Source organism: Acidovorax bellezanensis (genome assembly GCF_025421555.1).
Taxonomy (GTDB): domain Bacteria; phylum Pseudomonadota; class Gammaproteobacteria; order Burkholderiales; family Burkholderiaceae_C; genus Comamonas; species Comamonas bellezanensis.
On sequence record NZ_JAODYH010000007.1, the window covers coordinates 452,764 to 473,694 of the forward strand.

Annotated in this window: 21 protein-coding genes; 6 read left to right on the top strand and 15 right to left on the bottom strand. The window is 63.0% G+C overall.

The annotated features are described in order from the left end of the window. Positions 1-48: 48 nt before the first annotated feature. Together N0K08_RS16055 and N0K08_RS16060 are read right to left on the bottom strand one after the other, a co-directional pair. Positions 49-1,323 (bottom strand): glucarate dehydratase family protein, encoded by a 1,275-nt coding sequence (locus N0K08_RS16055; protein ID WP_261501397.1) that lies wholly within the window; start codon positions 1,321-1,323, stop codon positions 49-51. 36 nt (positions 1,324-1,359) lie between these two features. After that, the gene (locus N0K08_RS16060) at positions 1,360-2,340 is read right to left on the bottom strand and encodes a Bug family tripartite tricarboxylate transporter substrate binding protein (RefSeq protein WP_261501398.1); all 981 of its coding nucleotides are present in this window, start codon (positions 2,338-2,340) and stop codon (positions 1,360-1,362) included. A 105-nt stretch (positions 2,341-2,445) separates the two neighbouring features. On the opposite strand from N0K08_RS16060, the gene N0K08_RS16065 reads away from it, so the two are divergent. Beyond that, positions 2,446-3,126: a GntR family transcriptional regulator gene (locus N0K08_RS16065; protein ID WP_261501399.1), complete on the top strand. Its 681-nt coding sequence runs from the start codon at positions 2,446-2,448 to the stop codon at positions 3,124-3,126. 71 nt (positions 3,127-3,197) lie between these two features. Here N0K08_RS16065 and pobA read toward each other — a convergent pair whose 3' ends face one another. Beyond that, the gene (gene pobA / locus N0K08_RS16070; RefSeq protein WP_261501400.1) at positions 3,198-4,373 is read right to left on the bottom strand and encodes a 4-hydroxybenzoate 3-monooxygenase; all 1,176 of its coding nucleotides are present in this window, start codon (positions 4,371-4,373) and stop codon (positions 3,198-3,200) included. 133 nt (positions 4,374-4,506) lie between these two features. On the opposite strand from pobA, the gene N0K08_RS16075 reads away from it, so the two are divergent. Further along, entirely contained in the window at positions 4,507-5,310 is an 804-nt protein-coding gene (locus tag N0K08_RS16075) for an IclR family transcriptional regulator domain-containing protein (RefSeq protein ID WP_261501401.1), read from the top strand. A 52-nt stretch (positions 5,311-5,362) separates the two neighbouring features. Here the strand turns inward: N0K08_RS16075 and N0K08_RS16080 are convergent, their stop codons facing one another. Then, positions 5,363-6,277, bottom strand: a complete 915-nt coding sequence (locus tag N0K08_RS16080) for a LysR family transcriptional regulator (protein WP_261501402.1) — start codon at positions 6,275-6,277, stop codon at positions 5,363-5,365. Positions 6,278-6,489: 212 nt separating this feature from the next. Between N0K08_RS16080 and N0K08_RS16085 the strand changes: the two genes are divergently transcribed. After that, on the top strand, positions 6,490-7,497 hold the full coding sequence (locus N0K08_RS16085) for a Bug family tripartite tricarboxylate transporter substrate binding protein (protein WP_261501403.1): 1,008 nt from the start codon (positions 6,490-6,492) through the stop codon (positions 7,495-7,497). 69 nt (positions 7,498-7,566) lie between these two features. On the opposite strand, the gene N0K08_RS16090 is transcribed toward N0K08_RS16085, so the two are convergent. The 9 genes from N0K08_RS16090 to N0K08_RS16130 all read right to left on the bottom strand — a co-directional run bounded on the left by N0K08_RS16090 (position 7,567) and on the right by N0K08_RS16130 (position 16,202). Then, the gene (locus N0K08_RS16090; protein WP_261501404.1) at positions 7,567-8,496 is read right to left on the bottom strand and encodes a hypothetical protein; all 930 of its coding nucleotides are present in this window, start codon (positions 8,494-8,496) and stop codon (positions 7,567-7,569) included. A gap of 190 nt (positions 8,497-8,686) precedes the next feature. Beyond that, positions 8,687-9,697: an aldo/keto reductase gene (locus tag N0K08_RS16095; protein WP_261501405.1), complete on the bottom strand. Its 1,011-nt coding sequence runs from the start codon at positions 9,695-9,697 to the stop codon at positions 8,687-8,689. 90 nt (positions 9,698-9,787) lie between these two features. Beyond that, positions 9,788-10,741, bottom strand: a complete 954-nt coding sequence (locus tag N0K08_RS16100; protein WP_261501406.1) for a Gfo/Idh/MocA family oxidoreductase — start codon at positions 10,739-10,741, stop codon at positions 9,788-9,790. Further along, a complete protein-coding gene (locus N0K08_RS16105; RefSeq protein WP_261501407.1) occupies positions 10,738-11,604 on the bottom strand; it encodes a class III extradiol dioxygenase subunit beta in 867 nt (288 codons plus the stop codon). Before N0K08_RS16105 ends, N0K08_RS16100 begins: the two co-directional genes overlap by 4 nt. After that, positions 11,605-12,048, bottom strand: coding sequence for a protocatechuate 4,5-dioxygenase subunit alpha (gene ligA, locus N0K08_RS16110; RefSeq protein WP_261501408.1), 444 nt, complete (start codon positions 12,046-12,048; stop codon positions 11,605-11,607). Positions 12,049-12,050: 2 nt separating this feature from the next. Next, positions 12,051-12,980, bottom strand: coding sequence for an amidohydrolase family protein (locus N0K08_RS16115; RefSeq protein ID WP_261501409.1), 930 nt, complete (start codon positions 12,978-12,980; stop codon positions 12,051-12,053). Between the two features lie 14 nt (positions 12,981-12,994). Beyond that, complete coding sequence (gene ligK / locus N0K08_RS16120; protein ID WP_261501410.1) at positions 12,995-13,678, bottom strand: 4-carboxy-4-hydroxy-2-oxoadipate aldolase/oxaloacetate decarboxylase; 684 nt, start codon at positions 13,676-13,678, stop codon at positions 12,995-12,997. Between the two features lie 28 nt (positions 13,679-13,706). Continuing rightward, positions 13,707-14,735: an amidohydrolase family protein gene (locus N0K08_RS16125; RefSeq protein WP_261501411.1), complete on the bottom strand. Its 1,029-nt coding sequence runs from the start codon at positions 14,733-14,735 to the stop codon at positions 13,707-13,709. A gap of 555 nt (positions 14,736-15,290) precedes the next feature. Beyond that, positions 15,291-16,202, bottom strand: coding sequence for a LysR family transcriptional regulator (locus tag N0K08_RS16130; RefSeq protein WP_261501412.1), 912 nt, complete (start codon positions 16,200-16,202; stop codon positions 15,291-15,293). Positions 16,203-16,300: 98 nt separating this feature from the next. On the opposite strand from N0K08_RS16130, the gene N0K08_RS16135 reads away from it, so the two are divergent. Genes N0K08_RS16135 through N0K08_RS16145 form a run of 3 tightly spaced genes read left to right on the top strand, consistent with a single transcriptional unit; the run spans position 16,301 to position 18,551 of the window. Continuing rightward, on the top strand, positions 16,301-16,822 hold the full coding sequence (locus N0K08_RS16135; protein ID WP_261501413.1) for a DMT family transporter: 522 nt from the start codon (positions 16,301-16,303) through the stop codon (positions 16,820-16,822). Between the two features lie 56 nt (positions 16,823-16,878). After that, positions 16,879-17,691, top strand: coding sequence for a hypothetical protein (locus tag N0K08_RS16140; protein ID WP_261501414.1), 813 nt, complete (start codon positions 16,879-16,881; stop codon positions 17,689-17,691). 59 nt (positions 17,692-17,750) lie between these two features. Then, positions 17,751-18,551 (top strand): hypothetical protein, encoded by an 801-nt coding sequence (locus N0K08_RS16145; protein WP_261501415.1) that lies wholly within the window; start codon positions 17,751-17,753, stop codon positions 18,549-18,551. Between the two features lie 589 nt (positions 18,552-19,140). On the opposite strand, the gene N0K08_RS16150 is transcribed toward N0K08_RS16145, so the two are convergent. Continuing rightward, a complete protein-coding gene (locus N0K08_RS16150; protein ID WP_261501416.1) occupies positions 19,141-19,872 on the bottom strand; it encodes a hypothetical protein in 732 nt (243 codons plus the stop codon). After that, entirely contained in the window at positions 19,869-20,930 is a 1,062-nt protein-coding gene (locus N0K08_RS16155; protein ID WP_261501417.1) for an LLM class flavin-dependent oxidoreductase, read from the bottom strand. Before N0K08_RS16155 ends, N0K08_RS16150 begins: the two co-directional genes overlap by 4 nt. Position 20,931: the final 1 nt, after the last annotated feature.

A 20,931-nucleotide genomic window follows, 5' to 3' on the forward strand; every position in this document is an offset into this window, starting at 1 on the left:
CCCGCAATTTTTTGCATGCGCTGGCGCCAGGCGGGGAACCCAGCCGGCCTAGAAGCGCGGCGTCTTGCCGGTGAACGACGGATCGTAGCGGCGCATCTGCTGCAGGTCATCGCGGTTGCGTACGCCGCATTCCAGGTACTGGGAATGCAGCCTGGCCAGGGCATCCTGGTCCAATTCCACGCCCAGGCCTGGCGTCGTGGGCACGACCACGGAGCCCTGCTCGAAGCGGATACGGCCGCCCTTGACCACCTCTTCCTCCTGCCACGGGTAGTGGGTGTCGCAAGCGTAGGTGAGATTGGGCACGCTGGCGGCCACGTGGGTCATCGCCATGAGGCTGATGCCCAGGTGCGAGTTGGAGTGCATGGACATGCCCAGCCCCCACAAGCGGCACATGCGCGCCAGCGTCTGGGTGGCGCGCAGGCCGCCCCAATAGTGGTGATCGGACAGCAAGACCTTGACCGAGCCCATTTCGCAGCCCTTGCGGAAATCCTCCATGGTGGTGATGACCATGTTGGTGGCCAGGGGCAGCTTGGTGTGCCTGGCCAGCTCGGCCATGCCTTCCAGGCCGGGCGTCGGGTCTTCGTAGTATTCGAGGATTTCGTCGAGCGCGGGCGCGGCGGCGATGCTCGCGGCCAGCGACCAGTTGGCGTTGGGGTCCAGGCGCAGCGGCAGGCCGGGAAAGGCTTTTGCCAGGGCCTGCATGCAAGCCACTTCGTGCGCCGGCTCGAACACGCCGCCCTTGAGCTTGATGCTCTGGAAGCCATAGAGATCCATCATGCGGCGCGCCTGCGCCACGATCTGCGCGGGGCTGATGCCCTCCCCCCAGGTGTCGGGCGCATAGGGCTTGCCAATATGTTCCGCATACTTGAAGAACAGGTAGGCGCTGTACGGCACGGCCGGGCGCACCGCGCCACCCAGCAGGTCGACCACGGGTGCTCCGACGATCTGGCCCTGCAGGTCGAGCATGCCGACTTCGAAGGTGCTGATCACCTTGGGCGCGTTCTTCGCGGCATGCGAGCCGGGCGCCAACTCGAACTCCACCGCGCCGGGCACGGCCTTGATCGTCGCGCGCACGCGCTCCTCCATGGTGTTGAGCGCGAAAGGCGACAGGCCGATCAGCAGCGGACGGGCCTGCTCCAGCACCTTGAGCATGGGCTCGTCGCCATAGGTTTCGGAAATGCCGACGCGGCCGTCGCTGGTCTCGATCTCGACGATGGCCCGCAGTGCCCAGGGTTCGTGGATGCCGGCTGCGTTGAGCAGCGGGCCGTCCCGGAAGGCGATGGGCGTGATCCGGACGTGGGTGATGGTGGTATCGCTTGCCATGGTTCTCTTCTGTCTATCTATCGGGCTATCTGTGCATTACTCGGTGGTGGCGCCGGTCTTGCGGACCAGTTCGCCCAGGCGAACGGTGTCGGCGGCGGTGACGGCGGCCAGTTCGGCCGGAGTGCTGCCGACCACTTGCATGCCGAACTGCGTCTCCAGCTTCGCTTTGAGCTCAGGCCCCTTGAGCGCCTTGACGATTTCGGTATTGAGCCGGTTCACGACGTCCTTGGGCGTGCCCTTGGGCGCGTACACCGCCTGCCAGGACACGAGGTCCAGTCCCGGAAAACCCGCCTCGGCGGTCGTAGGTACGTCGGGCGCGAGGGGCGAACGCGTCTTGGTCGTGACGGCCAGGAACTTCAACTTGCCCGCTTTGACCAGCGGCAGGCCCGCGGTGAGCTGATCGAACAGAAACGGCACGTTGCCGGCGGCCACATCCTGCAAGGCCTGCGGGCTGCCCTTGTAGGCGACGTGCTGCATGGGCAGCTTGATCAGCTCGGCCATCTGCGCGCCCGTCAAATGGGTGGAAGTGCCCGCTCCGGACGAGGCGTAGGAGGCCTTCTCCGGGTTCTTGCGCAGCCACGCGACCAGCTCCTGCACGGTGTTCACACCCAGGGCGCTGTTGACCATCAACACATTGGGCACGTAGGCGATCAGCGTGACCGGCTCGAAATCCTTGACCGGGTCGTAGGGCAGCTTCTTGTAGAGCGCCGTGTTGATGGCGTGGGTGCTGATCGTTCCGCCGATCAGCGTGTAGCCGTCGGCCGGCGCCCGGGCCACGGCCTGCACGCCAATGGAGCCGCCCGCTCCCGGACGGTTGTCGACCACCACCGACTGCTTGAGCGCGGCGCCCAGGTCATGCCCCACCATGCGCGCCACGACGTCGGTCGACCCGCCCGCGGCAAACGGCACGACCCAGGTGATGGGCTTGGCGCTGGGCCAGTCGGAAGCCTGGGCGGCGGTGGCGAAGAGGCAGAGGCTGCTGCAGGCGGCAGCAAGCAGGGCAAGGCGACGGTGCATGGATTGTCTCCAGTAATTATTGAAATTCCATGCCATTGAAGCACTAGTATATTAGTCCGTCAATACTGTGACACCCTAGAATCCAAGCTTCTACAGTGACCCCCGATGAAGACAATCCACAAGCTCGATCGCACCCGCCAGGCAGCCCCACAAGTATTCGGATGGCTGCGCGAGGCCATCATTTCGCTGGAGCTGGCACCCGGCACACCGCTGTCCCGCGCCGAACTGGCCGAGCGCTTCCAACTGAGCCAGACGCCGGTGCGCGACGCCCTGATGCAGCTGCGCCAGGAAGGCCTGGTGGACATTTTTGCGCAGCATGCGACCTTGGTCAGCCGCATCGATCTGCATTCGGCCGAACAGGCGCAGTTTCTGCGCTGTGCGATCGAACTGGAAGTGCTGCGCACGCTCGCCTTGGCCGGCGATGCCGCGCTGTTCGCCCGCTTGACGACCATGGTCGACGTACAGGCGGCACTCGCCAGCAGCGGCGCCGAGGAATTCATCGCCGCGGATCAGGCCTTCCATCGCGCCATGTACGAAGCCGCGGGCGTGCCCGACCTGTACGAGCTGGTGCAGCGGCGCAGCGGCCATCTGGACCGACTGCGCCGGCTGGACCTGCCCTCGCCCGGCAACGCGGAGCGCGTGGTGCGCGACCACCGGCGTATCGTCCAAGCGCTGGCCAGCGGTGCGCCCGACGCGGCGCAGGCCGCACTGCGCACGCATCTCTCAGGCACCTTGAGCCGCGTTGCGGACATCCGGTTGCGGCACCCGGAATACATCACGCCGTGACGCGGCGGGTGATGGATGGGGAACAGCGACTCGGCTAGCCAGCCGCGGGCGCGCCGCCCCCTGGCCGCCCCTCAGTCCATTGCCAGGCCCACATAGTTCTCGGCCAGGGCGGTCGATGCGGCGCGCGAGTGCACCAGGTAGTCGAGCTCGGCCTCCTGCATCTTGTGCTCGAACGCGCCCGCCTCGGGGAACCTGTGCATCAGCGAGGTCATCCACCACGAGAAGCGCTCGGCTTTCCAGACACGGCGCAGGCTGACTTCCGAGTAGCGGTCTATGCCTTCGCTGCTGCGCTCCTGGTAGTACTGGGCAAAGGCACGCGACAGATAGCCCACGTCCGAAGCCGCGAGGTTCAGCCCCTTGGCGCCCGTGGGCGGAACGATATGGGCCGCATCGCCGGCGAGGAACATGCGGCCGAAGCGCATGGGCTCGGAGACAAAGCTGCGCAGCGGCGCAATGCTTTTTTCCAGCGACGCGCCAGTGACCAGATGGGCACGCGCCTCGGGGTCCAGGCGCACGCGCAGCTCGTCCCAGAACGCTTCGTCGCTCCAGTTTTCCACCTTGTCGGTCAAGGGCACTTGCAGGTAATAGCGGCTGCGCGTGGCGCTGCGCTGGCTGCACAGCGCAAAACCGCGCTCGGTATGGGCGTAGATCAGTTCGGGCGACACTGGCGGCACGTCGGCCAGCAGGCCCAGCCAACCAAAGGGATAGACTTTTTCGTAGTTGCGGATGCTGCCTTCGGGGATGCTGGCCCGGCAGGCGCCATGGAAGCCGTCGCAGCCGGCGATGAAGTCGCAGGCCAGCTCATACTGCTCGCCGTCCTTGACGTAGCGCACGCGCGGGCGCTCGCCGCCGAAGTCCAGCGGCGTCACGTCCACGGCGTTGTACACGGTGAGCAGGCCCGCGCGTTCGCGCGCCGCCATCAGGTCGCGCGTGACTTCGGTCTGGCCGTAGACCATCACGCGCTTGCCGCCCGTGAGTTCGTGCAAGTCGATGCGGTGGCGCCGGCCGCCAAACAGCAGCTCGATGCCGTCGTGCGGCAGGCCTTCGGCGCGCATGCGCTCACCGGCCTGGGCCTGCTCCAGCAAATCCACCGTGACCTGCTCGAGCACGCCGGCGCGGATGCGGCCCAGCACATAGTCGGCGCTTTGGCGCTCGAAAATGACGTTGTCTATGCCCGCCTGGTACAGCAGTTGTCCCAACAGCAGGCCTGCGGGGCCCGCGCCAATGATTGCCACTTGTGTGCGCATTTGTCTCTCCACTTTGGTTTTATTGACCGCAAGCGTAGAAGCCGAAGGCGCTGCGCGGTCAGGCGGCCCTCGACTTTTGCGCGATGATCGCGCAAACTGCGCGGTGATCGCACAAAATCGGGTGGATGAAAAAATGACGACTTCCGCAGCCGGGGCCTCGGCTCCACGCAGCATCGCTTCGGCGGACTACATCGCCGGCCTGGGCAAGGGCCTGGCCGTGCTGGAATGCTTCGACACCGAACGCCAGCGGCTCAACGCCACGCTGGCCGCGGCCCGCGCCGGCCTCACGCGGGCCGCGGCGCGCCGCCACCTGCTGACCCTGGCCTACCTGGGTTATCTGGAATCCGACGGCCAGCATTTCTGGCTCACGCCCAAAGTGCTGCGCCTGTCGGGCTGCTACCTGGCCAGCGCACGCCTGCCGCGCACCGTGCAACCCGTGCTCAACCGGCTCAGTGCCATGGCAGCGTTTTCGTTCTCCGCCGCCGTGCTGGAAGGCAGCGAAACCGTGATCGTCGCCCGCAGCACGGCCCACGACCACGCCCAGCAGCTGTTCGCCCACGGCCTGCACCTGGGCAGCCGCCTGCCCGCCCACGCCACCTCCACGGGACGCGTGCTGCTGGCCGACCTGCCCATCGAGGAGCTGGACGCCTGGCTGGCCTGCCGCACGTTGCACCGGCTGACGCTGCACACCGCCACCCAGCCCGACGAGCTGCGCGCGCGCATCGCCCAGGTGCGCGCACAGGACTATTGCATTGCCCAGGAAGAGCATGAACTGGGCGTGCAGGCGATTGCCGTGCCGCTGCGCAACAGCGCCGGACGCTGCGTGGCCGCGCTCAACGCCGTGACTTCGTCCCAGCGCCTGTCAGCCCAGGCGCTGGAGCGCAACCTGCTGCCGCTGCTGCGCGACGCGGCCCAGGAGCTGCGCCCCCTACTCTGACCGTTGCAGGGGCCGATCAAAACGACGTTTACCGCGGCGCGGCACGCAAATGTCAGCCGCCCGCCGCCGTGGGTTGGCGCAGGCCCGCTTCCAGACACAGGCCGCGCAGCAGCTCGGAGGTACGGCGGATCAGCGGCGTGCTTTTTTTCTTGGCCGACTGGGCCAGGCACAGGGTGCTGACGATGCCGGGCGATTCGATGGGGATGCAGGCCAGTTCGTCCTGGCTGTCCTGGCTGCTCAAGGCGCTGGCGGTGAGCGCGGCGTAGCCATAGCCGCCACGCACCAGGTCCAGAATGGCCGGCACGCTGGAGACTTCCCAGACCACGTTCAGCTTGACCTGCGACAGCGTGGCCTGGGCTTCCATCAGCTTGCGAAAGATCTGACCGCGCTGGGGCATGATCAATGGGTAGTCCGACAGCTCGTCGAAACGCACGGACGTCCGGCCTTGCAGGCTCGCCGGCCCGATCAGGCACAGCTGCTCTTCCAGCACCGGCGTGACTTCCACATGCGGCTGGGGCTCGGGGGTGTAGACCAGGGCCAGGTCCATGCGCCCCGTGGTCAGCCACTCGGCCATGTTGACCGAAAAGCCTTCGACCACCGCCAGCCCGGCTTTGGGCATCTCATGGCTGAACGCATCGATCAGCGGCAGCGTGAGCCGCCGCGCCAGGCTGGGCGGCAGGCCGACGACGATGCGCCCCACGGGCTCGTCGCGCTGGCTGCCCAGGTCTTCCTTGGCCAGGGCCACGCGCTGCAGGATGGCGTGGCCGTGCTCCAGCATGCGGCGCCCGGCGTCCGTCAGCGTCACGCCGCGGCCGGTGCGCAGCAGCAATGTTTCGCGCAGCTCCGTCTCCAGGGTGCGCACCTGGCGGCTCAACGCGGGCTGGGCAATGTCCAGAAGCAACGCGGCCTTGCTGAAGCTGCCGGTCTCGGCCACGTGCACAAAAGTTTCTATCTGCTGAAGATTCATGGAAAGTGCATGGTGTTGCCATGCTTTTTTGCTATAGCTGCTAGCGACGCACTAGTCTAGGCCAAGCCGGCAGCCCTGCCCACAATACTTGCAGAATCGACCTGCGCTGGGTGCGAAAAAATGGTCAGCGCGCAAGCCCGACCATAGGCCGCCCCCAGAATGCGGAACTACAGCGCCAGCAAGACGCGATACGCCGAATATCAGGAGACAACATGAGCAACGACATCCGCCACATGAACCGCCGCAACGCCGGCCTCGCCCTGGGCGCACTGGCGCTGGGTGCCATGGCCCCAGCCCGCGCACAGACGCCCGCGCCCTCCACCTGGCCCACCCGCCAAGTGCGCATCATCAACCCCTTCCCCGTCGGCGGCGGCCCGGATGGCACGTCGCGCCTCGTGGCCGACAAGCTTTCGCGCCTGTGGAACCAGCCGGTGATCGTGGAAAACCGTCCCGGTGGCAACGGCTTCATCGCCATCGACGCCTTCAAGCGCGGCGCCACGGACGGCACGGACATCATCCAGCTCGACAACGTCCACCTCGCGGCCTACCCGCATTTGTTCAAGAAGCTGCCCTACAACATCGACAAGGACTTCGAAGTCGTACTGCCGCTGTTCCGCACCTACTTCTTTGTCTGCGTGGCCACCGACAGCCCCTACAAGAACATGGCCGACCTGATCGCCGACGCCAAGGCGCGCCCGGGCAAGCTCAACTACGGCTCCTGGTCGGTGGGCAACCCCGTGCACCTGGGCTCGGCCCTGCTGGAATCGCTCACGGGCACCAAGATGGAACACGTGATCTACAAGGAAACCAGCCAGCTCTACACCAGCGTGGCCACGGGCGAGCTGTCGTTCGCACTGGGCTCCTCGGGCACGGCCGGGCCTCTGGCGCGCTCGGGCAAGGTGCGTTTTCTGGCCGTTCTGGCCCCCCAGCGCCTCAAAGGCTATGAGGACGTGCCCACGGTGGCCGAGTCGGGTGGCCCGGCCAACGCCCTGGTCACAGGCTGGAACGCCTTTGCCGTGCCCAAGAGCACGCCCGCGGCCGTGGTGGAAAAAATCCGCCGCGACACCATGAAAGTGCTGGCCGAGCCCGATGTGCAGCCCAAGTTCCAGACTTTCGGCTACGAGAACTACTTCCCCAACCCGCAGGAATTCAAGACCTTCATGGTCGAGGAAAACAAGCGCTTTGGCGATGTGATCCGCCGCGCGCATCTGGAGCTGTAAGCCCGAGCCGCGCAAAAAGCCGCTGCAGGTGACTGCAGCGGCTTTTTCACATGCCGCACAGCGCGCGTCTCACTGCAAGTAGTCAAGGGTGTAGTTGAAGCCGTCCGCGAAATGCTCGCCCAGCGTCAGGCCTATAGGGACAAGCTGCTGGCCCGTCGACTGCAAAACGGCTAGCTGCATCACATATTGCGCATCCGAGTAAGTGGTGCTTGTCGGGTCCTGTGGCACCTCATCAGTCCCCGGCACAGGCGAGTCACGCTCCTGCGTCGCACCACCGAACGAAATGCTGCCGTCACTCTCCTGATAAATGTTGGCGCGCTCATCGATGCTCAACGACCGCATTTCACTGGCGTCAGGCCTTTCTGAAGCAGCGGTCGTGGTGCGCACGGCGCCGCTGCGTGGCGCTTGGGCGAAATCCAGAAGCTCCGCACAGGCGTCATAGGTCTGATCCAGCGCCGAATCGACTATCTGGGTGGCCTGCAGCAAGGACTGTCGCAGGGCTTCGATATCGATGGTGATGCGCGTGGCATGCAAGGCCTCCGTGGCGGCCGCGAGTTCATACCTGGCGGAGTAGCTCGACCGCATACAGCTGTAGTAATGCTGGTTGGCAACCAGGCAAGCCATTTGCGATTCGAAGAGCTGCGCGGCCAGCGTGGCAGCCTCTTGCGGATCCCTGTCGACCGGGTGGGCATTGACAAAGGCATGCCAGGCACTGAAAGCGGAACCCTGGGCCAGCGTCCGTTCATTGAATGCTTCTTCTGCCTGGTAGACGGCCTCATACGCCCCAGTAGCCGCCGACGCCCGGTTGAGCGCAAACTGCATCGCCTCATCCAGATCGCTGCGTGCCGCATTCCAAGCGCCATGGGCATCCTCCAGCCCTGCTTCGGCATACCCTTGCTGGATAAGGTGAGCATGAAAGACTTGGCATGCGGATTCAATCGAATTGACAGCGGGCTTGACGACGGGATGGACGTGGGTGTTGACGGCGGTGGAGTTCATCGGTTCCTGTGACTCGAGGCATGGTGAATGGAAAAGCAGCGGGAATTCTTCGTTTCGGGCTGCTCGCTGGCAGCAGTTGCCTTGCTGCGCAGAAAACATCACCAAAACAAATGAAATCCATCTATCGATAGTTTTTGACTATTATACAGAAAACTGTTCCACACTGCCTTCACCTCACCAGCCCGCCCGGTCAAGCCGCGACGGTGAATTCCTCGGTATCGACTTCCTTTTGCCCCTGCAGCGCATAGCGGTGGCCGGCGATGGCCGAAGGCTGGAACAGGCGGTCCAGCGCTTCGAGCTGCTCAGCGGTCAGCTTCACCGACGCGCCGCGCAGGTCCTCGTCCAGATGCTTGCGCTGCGTGGTGCCCGGCAAGGCGATCACATGCTCGCCCTGGCGCAAGACCCAGGCGATGGCCAGCGTGGCCAGGCTGCAATCGGCCTGCTCGGCGATCTCGCGCATGGGGGCCAGCAGCCGCACATTGCGCGCGTAGTTCTCGGCCGAGAAACGCGGCATGGCCGAGCGCACGTCCTTTTCGCCCAGCGTGGCCGCATCCAGGATGCCGCCCAGAAAGCCGCGCCCCAGCGGGCTGAATGCCACGTAGGCGATGCCCAGCTCGGCGCAGCGCTGCAAGGTGCCCAGCTCGGCATTGCGCGACCACAGCGAATACTCGCTTTGCAGCGCCGTGATCGGGTGCTCGCGGTGCGCGCGGTCCAGCGTTTCGACCGAGACTTCCGACAGGCCCAGCGCGCGCACCTTGCCCTCCTGCAGCAGACGACCCATCTCGCCCACCGATTCCTCGATGGGCACGGACTTGTCCCAGCGGTGCAGGTAGTAGAGGTCGATCACGTCGGTGCCCAGGCGCTTGAGGCTGTCCTCGCAATTGCGCCGCAGCGTGGCAGGACGGCCGTCGATCACGCGGCGCGTCACGCCGTCGTCACCGACCACGCCCGCCATGCCGCCCTTGCTGCACAGCGTGATGCGATCACGGTGCGGGGCCAGCACCGGGCCGACCAGGCTTTCGTTGGCGCCGAAACCGTAGAGCGCGGCCGTGTCGAACAGCGTCACGCCCCGGTCCAGGGCATGGGCCAGCAACTCGCGGCCCTGCTCGGCGCTGGGCGGCGTGCCGTAGGCGTGGTTGAGGTTCATACAGCCCAGGCCGACGGAAGTCACGTCGAAAGAGCCGATTTTGCGTGTCTGCATGGGTCAATCCTTGAAAAGGCAAAGCCAGCGCATGCTGTTTCACATGCGCTGGCCATGGGGTGGCGGGGTCAGGCAAGCTTGCCCGAAACTTTAGCTCAATTGCTGTTCAAGTTGATGCAGCACCTGGTAGCAAGGCAGGACCTGGGCCACGCTGGCATTGGGCTCGCGGCCTTCGCGGATGGCGGCGAAGAATTCGCGGTCCTGCAGCTCGATGCCGTTCATGGACACCGCGACCTGGGACACGTCGATCTTCTCTTCCTTGCCCGTGAACAAGTCATCGTAGCGTGCCAGATAGGTGCCGGTGTCGCCGATGTAGCGGAAATAAGTGCCCAGAGGGCCGTCGTTGTTGAACGACAGGCTCAGCGTGCAGATCGCGCCGTTCGCGGCCTTGAGCTGGATGCTCATGTCCATGGCAATGCCCAGCACCGGATGGATAGGCCCCTGGATGGCATTGGCCTGCACGATGGGGCTGCCGGCCTGATAGGCGAACAGGTCCACGGTGTGGGCTGCGTGGTGCCACAGCAGGTGGTCGGTCCAGCTGCGTGCCTGGCCCAGGGCGTTGGTGTTGGTGCGGCGGAAGAAATAGGTCTGCACATCCATCTGCTGCAGATTCAGCTCGCCCGCGGCGATCTTGTGGTGCACCCACTGGTGGCTGGGGTTGAAACGGCGCGTGTGGCCGCACATCGCGACCAGGCCCGAGGCCTTCTGGACAGCGACCACGGCTTCGGCGTCGGCCAGGCTGTCGGCCATGGGGATCTCGACCTGCACATGCTTGCCGGCCTTGAGACACGCAATCGCCTGCGAGGCATGCATCTGCGTGGGCGTGCACAGGATCACGGCATCGACTTCCGGCAGCGCCAGGCTGTCAGCGAGGTCGGTGGTGACATGGGCTATGCCGTATTTGGCGGCGACTTCGCGCGTCTTTTCCAGGTCGCGGCTCACCAGGGAGACGACTTCCACGCCGTCAATGTTCTTGATGCCGTCGAGGTGCTTGATTCCGAAGGCGCCGGCGCCGGCCAGCGCCACTTTGATGGTCTTGCTCATTGGTTCTCCAGGATCAGGTGGCCCACGGCCGTGTTCGAAGCGGGCACATGGTAGAAGCGGTGCGCTACCTTGGGCACGGGTGCGGGGCTGTCGATGTCGCTCATCGCACCGCGCGCGATCAGCCACATCACCAGCTCTATGCCTTCCGAGCCGGCTTCGCGCACGTAGTCGATGTGGGGCATCGTGGCCAGGCCGTGGGGGTTGTCGACCAGGCGGTCGAGGAAGTTCAGGTCCCATTCCTGGTTGATCAGGCCGGCGCGCGCGCCCTGGAGCTGGTGGCTCATGCCGCCCGTGCCCCAGATGTGCACGTTCAGGTCTTTGTCATAGCTTTCCACGGCCTTGCGGATGGCGCGGCCCAGGTTGAAGCAGCGCTGGCCCGAAGGCACGGGGTATTGCACGACATTGACGGCAAACGGAATCACCGGACAGGGCCAGCCTTCCTCGGCCGTGGGCTGGCCGCACATCAGCGACAGCGGCACGGTGAGGCCGTGGTCCACATCCATCTTATTGACGATGGTCAGGTCGAAATCCTGCTGGATCACCGAATGGGCGATGTGCGAAGCCAGGTCCGGGTGGCCGATCACGGTGGGCACGGGGCGCGGGCCCCAGCCTTCGTCGGCCGGCGTGAAGCGATCCGCCGTGCCGATGGCGAAAGTCGGAATCATGTCCAGGCTGAACGCCGTCGCGTGGTCGTTGTAGACCAGGAAAATCACGTCGGGCTTGTTGTCCTTCATCCACTGCTTGGAAGGCTCATAGCCCTTGAACAGCGGCTGCCAGTATTCCTCCTGGGTCTTGCCCAGATCCAGGGCCGCGCCGATGGCGGGCACGTGCGAGGTGTAGACGGATGCGGTGATGCGGGCCATTCAGTTGCCCTCCTTCTTGGCGGAATTTCCTTGGGGCTGGCGGTGGGCCTGGGCGTCGCCGTCTTCACCGACGAAGCGGTTGCCGTTGGCCGAGCGGCCGCCGGCGAGCATCATGGCGCGGTACTCGTCTTCGCTCATGCCGGTCATGGAGCCGGCCATCTGCTGGAAGCTCTTGCCGTCGGTCGCGCCTATCTTGGCCAGGAAATAGATGTTGCCGCCTGTGCGCATGCACCAGTTGAGATCGCGGGCCAGCACGGCCTGCTTTTGCTCTTCGCTCATCGCCCACTCGTCGAGGTAGGCGCGTTCGTCGGCCTTGAAGCGCGCGCGGTTGTCGGCCTTCATCAACGACATGCAGAACTGGTTGAGCCAGTAGCCCTTGCGGGACTGCTCGGCGTCAAAAATGATGGTGCCGGGCACATCGGTATAGGGTTTGTCCAAAGCCATGATCAGGCCTCCTTGCGAGCTTCTTCGGGCCAATAGAGGCGCATGGGATTGTCCACCAGCATCTTGCGCTGCAGCTCGGCCGTGGGCGCGATGTGCGGGATGAAGTCCACCAGCAGGCCGTCGTCGGGCATATGGTCCTTGAGGTTGGGGTGGGGCCAGTCGGTGCCCCACAGCACGCGGTCCGGGAACTCCTCGACCACGCGGCGCGCGAACGGCACTACATCGCGGTAAGCGGCCTGCTCGCCGTTCAGCGCCTTGGGGCCGGTGACCGACAGGCGCTCGGGGCAGGACACCTTGCTCCAGACATTCGGGTGCTCACGCATGAACTGCAGGAACAGCTCGAACTCGGGGCCGTCAACCGGCTTGCTCACATCGGGCCGACCCATGTGGTCGACCACCACCGTGGTCGGCAGGCTGCTGAAGAAGTCCCACAGCTCGGGCAGGTCCACGGCCTCGAAATAAATCACCACGTGCCAGCCCAGCTTCTGGATGCGGCCGGCGATTTCCATCAGCTCGTCCTTGGGCGTGAAGTCCACCAGGCGCTTGACGAAATTAAAGCGCACGCCGCGCACACCGGCGGCATGCAAGGCCTGCAATTCCTCGTCGCTGACGCTGCGCTTGACGGTGGCCACGCCGCGCGCCTTGCCGCCCGCGGCCTGGCAGGCATCGACCATGGCGCTGTTGTCCGCGCCGTGGCAGGTGGCCTGCACGATCACGTTGCGGGCAAAGCCCAGGTGGTCGCGCAGGGCGAACAGCTGCTGCTTGCTGGCGTCGCACGGCGTGTACTTGCGTTCGGGCGCGAACGGGAACTCGTTGCCCGGGCCGAACACATGGCAGTGGGCATCGACGGCGCCCGCGGGCAGCTGGAATTGGGGCTTGGCCGGGCCGGTGTACCAGTCGAGCCAGCCCGGGGTCTTTTCAAAATTTGCCATCTTGTTCAGTCTTCTCAGTCGATATACCGCAGACCGGCTTTTTCCAGCGGTTCGCGCATCTTGTACATGTCCAGGCCCAGCACGCCCGAAGCCAGCTTAGCGCGCTTTTCGCCTTCGAAGCTTTCGCGCTTTTGCGCGGCGTCCAGCGTGACGGCTGCCTTGGCGCGCGGCACGCAGACCACGCCGTCGTCATCGGCGACGATCACATCGCCAGGCGTGACCCACATGCCCGCGCAGACCACGGGAATGTTGACCGAGCCCAGCGTGGCCTTGATCGTGCCCTTGGAGGAAATCGCGCGGCTCCAGACCGGGAAGTTCATTTCCTGCAGCGTCTTCACATCGCGCACGCCGGCGTCGATGATCAGCGCGCGTGCGCCCCGGGCCTGGAAGCTGGTCGCCAGCAGGTCGCCGAAGTAGCCGTCCGTGCACTCGGAAGTCACGGCCGCGACCACCACGTCGCCCGGCTGGATCTGCTCGGCCGCGACATGCATCATCCAGTTGTCGCCAGGCTGCAGCAGCACGGTGACCGCCGTGCCCGAGACCTGCTGGCCCGCATAGATGGGCCGCATATAGGGCTTGAGCAGGCCTACGCGGCCCATGGCTTCGTGCACCGTGGCCGAGCCCAAGGCTGCCAGCGCGTCGGCCACAGCCTTGTCGGCACGTTGAATATTGCGGTAAACCACACCGAGTTCGTACATAGGAATCTCCTGTTCGCTGGTGGCCTGCTTACAGGCCTTTTTTCTTGAGCGCGGCGTCCATGCGCGAGAACACGCGGCGGGCATTGCCTTCGTAGACCTGGAAACGCTCTTCGGCGTTCAGGTTGACCGTGTCTTCGATGTAGCGCTTGGTGTCGTCGTAGTAATGGCCCGTGGTCGGGTCGATGCCGCGCACGGCGCCAATCATCTCGCTGGCAAACAGAATGTTCTTGACCGGGATCACCTTGGTCAGCAAATCAATGCCTGGCTGGTGGTAGACGCAGGTGTCGAAGAAGATGTTGTTGAGCAGGTGCTCGTCGAGCAGCGGCTTCTTCAGCTCCTGCGCAAGGCCGCGGAAACGTCCCCAGTGGTAAGGCACGGCGCCGCCGCCATGGGGGATCAGAAACTTGAGCGTGGGGAAATCCTTGAACAGGTCGCTGGTCAGGCACTGCATGAAGGCCGTGGTGTCGGCGTTCAGGTAGTGCGCGCCCGTGGTGTGGAAGCAGCTGTTGCAGCTGGTGCTCACGTGGACCATGGCCGGAATGTCGTACTCGACCATCTTCTCGTAGATCGGGTACCAGCTGCGGTCGGACAGCGGCGGCGACGTCCAGTGGCCGCCCGATGGATCGGGGTTGAGGTTGATGCCCACGTTGCCGTATTGCTCGACGCACTTGACCAGCTCGGGAATGCAGGTCGCAGGGTCGACGCCCGGCGACTGGGGCAGCATGGCTGCGGGAATGAAGTGGTCGGGGAACAGTTCGCTGACGCGATAGCACAGCTCGTTGCAGATCGCGGCCCAGGTGGCCGAAGTCTCGAAGTCGCCGATGTGGTGGGCCATGAAGCTCGCGCGCGGGCTGAAGATGGTCAGGTCCGAGCCGCGTTCCTTCATCAGCTTGAGCTGGTTGTTCTCGATGGTGTCGCGGATCTCGTCGTCGCTGATCTTCAGCGCGCTGGCCGAAGGGGCCTGGCTCGGATCCTTGAGACCGGCGATCTGCAGGTCGCGCCAGGCGCCAAGAGCCGCCGGAGCCGTGGTGTAGTGGCCGTGTACGTCGATGATCATTGCGGTGCTTTCCTGAAAGTCACAAAAATTGAAAAGTGGGCGGCTATCGAAAAGATACGCTCAAGAACCGTCCCGGACTGCGTTCGGCAGCATCACTTCGCCGCGCCTCTACCACCGCACCGTGCGCAGCAGCGCGGCCTTGGTCACGGCGGCAGGCTGGGCCTGGGTCGAATGACCATTTGCATTGTCTCGTTCGGTGATTACTGCCTGATTTTCAACAATTGCGTGCCGCTGCACTAGGCGCATGGCCTGCTAGCAGCTATAGCCATCAGGCATAACCCGCAAGGCCCAGCCGTTGCATGTCATGGGCATCTTGCGCGGTATTTCCTACGCCATTTTTCTGGCGGCTCCCGCCGGACTTCCGAACCTGCGCGACCCGCTGCCCTCGCAACATGGTCTGCATGGGTGCGAGGTGCATCAAGCCAACGTGTGCGCAAGACCTGAAGACTGATCGGCTTGTCTGCTTCAGGCTGACTCCGGTCCTTCACGGTTTTTTCTCTGCAGGCAGCTTCCGACCCTAAGCAGAAATGCGGATGTGCATTAGAGACGTCTGCTTTACAGCGGATTGCAGCCGTTCATCAAGACCTGGCGGAGCCAAGCTAACGCAGGATCACGGTCTTTTCGAGCATGCCAAGCCTGTTGGTATGCCATCTTCGGCAGTTGCAGCTGACGAGGTGGGGCAAACTGCCGCAGATCTCTAAATGAGCGTACAGGCCCGACCGCTCGACGAGCAATGGTCAAAACCAGATCGGTTCCTGGCAGCAACTCTACCGCAGCGCTCCAGTGCGGCAGGGTCACGGCAATTCGCCTTTTCAGCCCCTTGGCCGCAAGTGCTCGTTCAATTTCATCGTTGGCATCAGGCTTCAACGCGAGCATGACATGAGGTCGCGCCAGCCATTCCTCTAGTGACAGGCTACCTTTTTCCCGAATGGTGGCTTTATCTGCGAGGCAGATGAAATCTTCTTCAAACAGTGTTTCAACCCGGATGTCCTGAGGAAGCTCAGGAAAGATGCCCAGCGCCAAGTCCAGTTCGCCATCGGCGAGCTGAACCAGCATCGCATCGCGGCTGGCCTGACTGATGGCGAAGTCAAACCCAGGCGCATGTTGGCGGGCATATCGCATCAGATCCGGCATCACCAAACGAGCGGCATAGTCAGATAGCGACAACCGGAACCGCCGCTGTGCATGCAGCGGATCGAACTGCGGTGTTCCCAGCAAGGTATTGAGGTTGGTCAATGCCTCGGAGAGTGGCTGCAACAGCGCATTGCCGCGTGTCGTTAGTTCCAGCTTTCCCTGCTTGCGCACTAGCAATGGGTCGTTGAAATGTTCACGCAGTTGAGCCAACGAATGGCTCACAGCTGGCTGGCTCTTATGCAGTCGCAGTGCTGCCCGAGTCACGTGCTTTTCCGTCAGCAAAGCATGCAGTGCCAGCAGGAGATTGAGGTCGATTCGGCGCAGCTCATCCATGCGACGAATAGTACACGTGCATACAAACGATTTCCATAATTAATTCATATGCGAGACCATTCAGGCATTGGTTTTTAACGCTTGAAGGAGTCGCAGATATGAACAGCAAGATGGCTTTGATGACGGTCGCCTCACTGGGCATAGCCTTGCTCGCAGGGGCCGTCCTGCCCTTTCAGGCCGCCGCAAATGCAAACGTGGGCAGAGCCCTTGGTCACCCATTTTGGGGTGCAACGACATCGTTGCTGATCAGCCTGGCCGTGATGGTGCCTTTGTTGGTTCTGGCTAAAGCACCTATGCCGAATTTCGCCAATGCGTTTCACGGTCCCTGGTGGCTGTGGATCGGCGGTGTCCTGGGTGCCATTTACGTGGCCAGCGCTACAGCGCTGATACCCAAGCTCGGTGCCGGCGGCTTTTTGGTGGCCGTGGTTGCAGGACAGATGGTTGCAGCCGTACTGGTGGACCACTTCGGCGTGATGGGACTTGAGCCCAAGCCCATCAACTTGATGCGCGTGCTGGGTGTGCTGCTGATTCTGGGTGGCGTGTTTCTGATCCAGGGCGGCGGAGCGAAGAAGCAAGTCGCCGCACCGATCCCCGTCACCTCCAGCGTGAGCCTGTCGTAAACACAACTATTGATTTACCCCCTGGCGCTTCTGCGCTGAACACTCCTCGAAAGGAAATGAAAATGCAAGAAAGCAATGCAAACAAACTGGGTCTGACTGCTGTGGTAGCGGCTGCCGCAATGAGTCTGGCACCTGCGGCCCACGCAGCGGACTTCGTCAAACTCCAGTTCAGCGATGGCCGTCCTGACGTACATGGTTTGGAGAACGTCAACGCAGTTCTGCGAGCAGTGGGCGTCCGCGCCAGCACCGTGGCCATCCCTGATGCAGTCAAGCCGATCTTGAAGGCCTCGCAAACTCTCGCCACCAGCGAAGCAGATCAAAAGACGCTGCTCAAAACCTTTCAGCTGAATCGTGCAGAGCTGTTGGAGCAGATCCGCCTGGCCGGACGTACCCCTGAGGTGGCCCGTGGCGGCCTGCTCGGCACCCGTGAAGGCGACACTGCGCCTTACCCCAAGGTCTATGACATGAAGGCCTTGACCCCAGACATGCAAACCTGGGCACTGAACCGCTACGGTCGTCTGCATGTGAATTCCTCTGACGCGGGTCCAGGCATCGATGAAGTCATGACGGTCGTCTCTGGTGGTCCCTTCACCTGGATGTACATCCTGCCCGATGCAACGGTGGCACGCCTGACCGTAGACCGCATCGCAGAAAACGGACCCGCTGTGCGCTTGAGCTACCCCGGCATGGGAACCCACGCAGGCTATATGGACCCAAAGGACGGTCTGATCGTGGCCTACGCCCATGGTCCTGAGAGCTTTGTGATTCGCTTTGACGAATCTACTGCGCCTCACGCCGAACTGCTCAACACCAACCCTTGGGTGGATTTCACTGGCCCTGTTCCCACGTTGCGTAAAAAGGTCAACTAATTCGACTCCAATCTGACGCGCTGCGATCCAGTGCGTCTTTTTTCTTTGGGAGACAGAAAATGATGAGACTCAAATCCTTGCTTGCAACTGCTCTTGCAGCATTTGCGTTTGTGGCCAGTGGCATGGCCCCTGCCTATGCAGCCGACGTGGTGCGAATGAAATTCAGCGATGGGCGTAGCGATTTGGTCGGCATTGAAAACGTCAATGCGGTTCTTCGAACCGTAGGCGTAAGGGCCAGCCAAGTAGACATTCCGCAGGAAGCAAAGCCTGTGCTGCGTGCCATCAAAGGCCGCACCTTTACTGACCAGGAAAAAGCACAGCTTTTAAAGAGCTTCTCGCTCAACCGAGCACAGCTATTGGAGCAGGTGCGTCTGGCAGGCCGGCAGCCCGCTGCTCCACGCGGGGGATACCTGGAGATTGAGGCGGTGGATGCGGGCATGTACCCGAACGTGAATGACCTGAAGACCTTGACCCCTTCGGTTCTGGCCCAAGTGAATCAGCGATTTGGCCGGCTTCATGTGAACACCTGGGAAGATGGGATGGGTATTGACGAGACCATGACAGTGATCGCCGGCGGTCCCTTCACCTGGTTCTTCGCCCTGCCAAATGGCGTGGTGACCCGGGTAACGGCTGACGCCGTTGGGCCGGATGACAAAGCGTTTCGAATCAGCTACCCCGGCCTGACGATTCATGGCGGCTTCATGCCTGTGGACGGTGTGGCAGTGGGTATTGCACATGGTCCCAAGAAATTCGTGATTCGCCACGAGGAGTCGAGTGTGTCGAACGCTCAGCTCCTGGGCACCAATCCATGGATTGACTACCGAGGCGACATGCCTCGCCTAAACGACAAAGTGAAGTAATCGACGCGCATGCAGCCCAGAAATCAGAGAAAGCGGCTTTCATGAGCACGCTATTCACCCCAATCCAAATTTGCCGCAATGAAGTGAAAAACCGTTTGGCCATGGCTCCCATGGCTCCCATGGCTCCCATGACTCGCAGCCGTGCGAACCGTGACGGTACTCAAACCTAATTGATGGGCCAGGAATACTTCCAACGTGCAGGCATCGGCTTAATCCGAACTTGATGGCTGCTCTCCGCCTTGAAGCGGTCAGTCTCAGAATTACACTGACTGGCCTTTTCTGGCCGAAAACGCCAGTTCGTGGCTCGGCCAGGAAGCAGCCACCCGGCGAGCGAGTCGTTGCTACCCAAGGTCAGTTTCCGAGGAGCATGCCGAAGTCACACTATCGGCGGCGGAAGCGGAAGTTCAATGCGGGCCGTTCTGAGATGGCCGGGACGAAGTAACTGAATCCAGCAGGCTGCGCACCGCCCTCCGCCGAGCTTCAGGACATGAATGTAGATCATGGCAGTGGCCGTGTTGGCTCGTACCAGCAGCTCTTACTGCATGCGAATGTCGCGACCTTTCAGGGGCGCACCGTCCACATGCTCAGGTCAGTTCAGAATGAGCACCTCTATCTGCTCGATGGTCGGCATGGTCGCCTTGCCGTCATCCGTGAGTTTCAGACGCAACACCCGGGTTCCAGCCGGATTGCCACTGCTGCTGGTCACCAGTGCCTCGTAGGCGCTGCTAGCCTCGGGGACGGTGGTGTGGGCGAACACCTGGTGCACGTCGCCTCCCAGCGCGGCACGCAACTGCCCGTCTGACACTGCGATACCGCCGAGTGCGGCATACACCAGCGTCAGTACGCGGTTGGTCGCCCAGGATGTCTCGTAGTCGGTCCGGGTATTGCCCAGGATAGGCGTCTTGTCGAGCGTGATGAACCGCGCGCCATCCGGGGTGAATTCGATCCGTGTCTGGTAGCTAATGATCGATCCGTGTACGCCCGATTCGACCGGTGATTGGTAGGCCACGACCATGTTCAGCAAGCCGTCACCATCACTGTTGTCATCAATGGCGGTTGAATACGTGGAATGCACGATGTGGTGTGAACTGATCTCATCGGGCACGGTGGCGAACCAGGCCTTGAGGCTTTCGTGGTCGCGCGCAAACAGGTGGTTCCCCCGGCTGCCGGAGAGCCGTACCTGCGGATGGAACATCGTCAGATGAGTGTCGATATCGCCTCCTGGTGCTTCCAGAAAGGCGAACCATCTGTGCGCGAGGTGCAGTGCGACATGGTGCCGGCTGAGCATCGGCACCTTTTCGTTGATTTGTGCCGCCATCATGCGTATGCGCTCTCTTTAGTTGGCTCGGCGCCAGCGCTTTGCGCAGGCGCCGCGTTCATCGCTGCAATGATGGTGTCAATGGCGCTCAGCCGTGCCGATTCTCCCGGCATCATGAGGTTGATCATGACTTCCTCGGTGCCGTAGGCGCTTGCGAGGTCGCGCAGTTGCTCCACGACCTCGGGGGCAGTTCCGGAGATCAATCGGCCTTGGTTGCGCTCACGCACCGCCCTTTCATTGGGCGTCCAAAGGTGAGCGCGTGTGGTCGCAAGCGAGGGGACCCGGTTAAATGGCTTCCCGCTCTCGGCGTACATGAGCCAAAGATGGAAGGCGTCAGAAAATTCCATGGCTTCTTCCTCTGTATCGCCGACCGCTACGAAGATGGACACAATCACCGACGGTTTTGCAGAAAAATCCGTGGGCTCGAACGCGGCGCGGTATGCCTTGGCGGCTTGTGGCCCATCGCTGCCTGGATTGATGAAGTGTGCAAATGTGAAGCCAAGACCTTCCTTCGCGGCGAACTCCGCTGTGGAGCCGGAAGCCCCCAGCACGAAGGGTTGAGGCTTTTCGCGTGTCTCGGGGTGCGCGCGCATCTCGGTGTACCGTGAATCGGGCATGTGGCGCCCTGTCAGGAAGCCCAGCAGGTCTGCGACCTTCTGAGGGTAGGGGATGGTCCCTCTCTTTTCATCATTGAGCGCGGCTCCAGTGCGCTGATCGGCGCCGGGTGCGCGGCCGAAGCCTAGATCGACCCGGTTCGGAAACAGCGCCTCAAGCAGCTGGAAGTTTTCGGCAATTTTCAGGCTGCTGTAGTTGGGCAACAGCACAGCGCCAGAGCCTACGCGGATGGTCTTGGTCGCCGATGCTATGCGCGCCATGAGGATCTCGGGCGAGTTGCTGGCGGCGGCGGGCATTCCGTGGTGTTCGGATACCCAGTACCGGCTGAAGCCCTTGTTTTCGGCGTGCTGTGCTAGCCGCACGGTTGCCGCCAGTGCATCGCTCGCGAGAAGTCCTTCATCAACGGGCGAATAATCCAGAATGCTCAGTTTCATAGAGTTGGACATG

What these genes read in the sequence shown, in the direction of transcription:
- N0K08_RS16130 (WP_261501412.1), bottom strand. Translation starts at nt 16,202, where the DNA reads ATGGATGAGCTGCGCCGAATCGACCTCAATCTCCTGCTGGCACTGCAT.
- N0K08_RS16055 (WP_261501397.1), bottom strand. Translation starts at nt 1,323, where the DNA reads ATGGCAAGCGATACCACCATCACCCACGTCCGGATCACGCCCATCGCC.
- N0K08_RS16145 (WP_261501415.1), top strand. Translation starts at nt 17,751, where the DNA reads ATGATGAGACTCAAATCCTTGCTTGCAACTGCTCTTGCAGCATTTGCG.
- N0K08_RS16095 (WP_261501405.1), bottom strand. Translation starts at nt 9,697, where the DNA reads ATGCAGACACGCAAAATCGGCTCTTTCGACGTGACTTCCGTCGGCCTG.
- ligA (WP_261501408.1), bottom strand. Translation starts at nt 12,048, where the DNA reads ATGGCTTTGGACAAACCCTATACCGATGTGCCCGGCACCATCATTTTT.
- N0K08_RS16115 (WP_261501409.1), bottom strand. Translation starts at nt 12,980, where the DNA reads ATGGCAAATTTTGAAAAGACCCCGGGCTGGCTCGACTGGTACACCGGC.
- pobA (WP_261501400.1), bottom strand. Translation starts at nt 4,373, where the DNA reads ATGCGCACACAAGTGGCAATCATTGGCGCGGGCCCCGCAGGCCTGCTG.
- N0K08_RS16075 (WP_261501401.1), top strand. Translation starts at nt 4,507, where the DNA reads ATGACGACTTCCGCAGCCGGGGCCTCGGCTCCACGCAGCATCGCTTCG.
- N0K08_RS16060 (WP_261501398.1), bottom strand. Translation starts at nt 2,340, where the DNA reads ATGCACCGTCGCCTTGCCCTGCTTGCTGCCGCCTGCAGCAGCCTCTGC.
- N0K08_RS16135 (WP_261501413.1), top strand. Translation starts at nt 16,301, where the DNA reads ATGAACAGCAAGATGGCTTTGATGACGGTCGCCTCACTGGGCATAGCC.
- N0K08_RS16100 (WP_261501406.1), bottom strand. Translation starts at nt 10,741, where the DNA reads ATGAGCAAGACCATCAAAGTGGCGCTGGCCGGCGCCGGCGCCTTCGGA.
- N0K08_RS16140 (WP_261501414.1), top strand. Translation starts at nt 16,879, where the DNA reads ATGAAAATGCAAGAAAGCAATGCAAACAAACTGGGTCTGACTGCTGTG.
- N0K08_RS16090 (WP_261501404.1), bottom strand. Translation starts at nt 8,496, where the DNA reads ATGAACTCCACCGCCGTCAACACCCACGTCCATCCCGTCGTCAAGCCC.
- N0K08_RS16085 (WP_261501403.1), top strand. Translation starts at nt 6,490, where the DNA reads ATGAGCAACGACATCCGCCACATGAACCGCCGCAACGCCGGCCTCGCC.
- N0K08_RS16065 (WP_261501399.1), top strand. Translation starts at nt 2,446, where the DNA reads ATGAAGACAATCCACAAGCTCGATCGCACCCGCCAGGCAGCCCCACAA.
- N0K08_RS16105 (WP_261501407.1), bottom strand. Translation starts at nt 11,604, where the DNA reads ATGGCCCGCATCACCGCATCCGTCTACACCTCGCACGTGCCCGCCATC.
- N0K08_RS16155 (WP_261501417.1), bottom strand. Translation starts at nt 20,930, where the DNA reads ATGTCCAACTCTATGAAACTGAGCATTCTGGATTATTCGCCCGTTGAT.
- N0K08_RS16150 (WP_261501416.1), bottom strand. Translation starts at nt 19,872, where the DNA reads ATGATGGCGGCACAAATCAACGAAAAGGTGCCGATGCTCAGCCGGCAC.
- ligK (WP_261501410.1), bottom strand. Translation starts at nt 13,678, where the DNA reads ATGTACGAACTCGGTGTGGTTTACCGCAATATTCAACGTGCCGACAAG.
- N0K08_RS16080 (WP_261501402.1), bottom strand. Translation starts at nt 6,277, where the DNA reads ATGAATCTTCAGCAGATAGAAACTTTTGTGCACGTGGCCGAGACCGGC.
- N0K08_RS16125 (WP_261501411.1), bottom strand. Translation starts at nt 14,735, where the DNA reads ATGATCATCGACGTACACGGCCACTACACCACGGCTCCGGCGGCTCTT.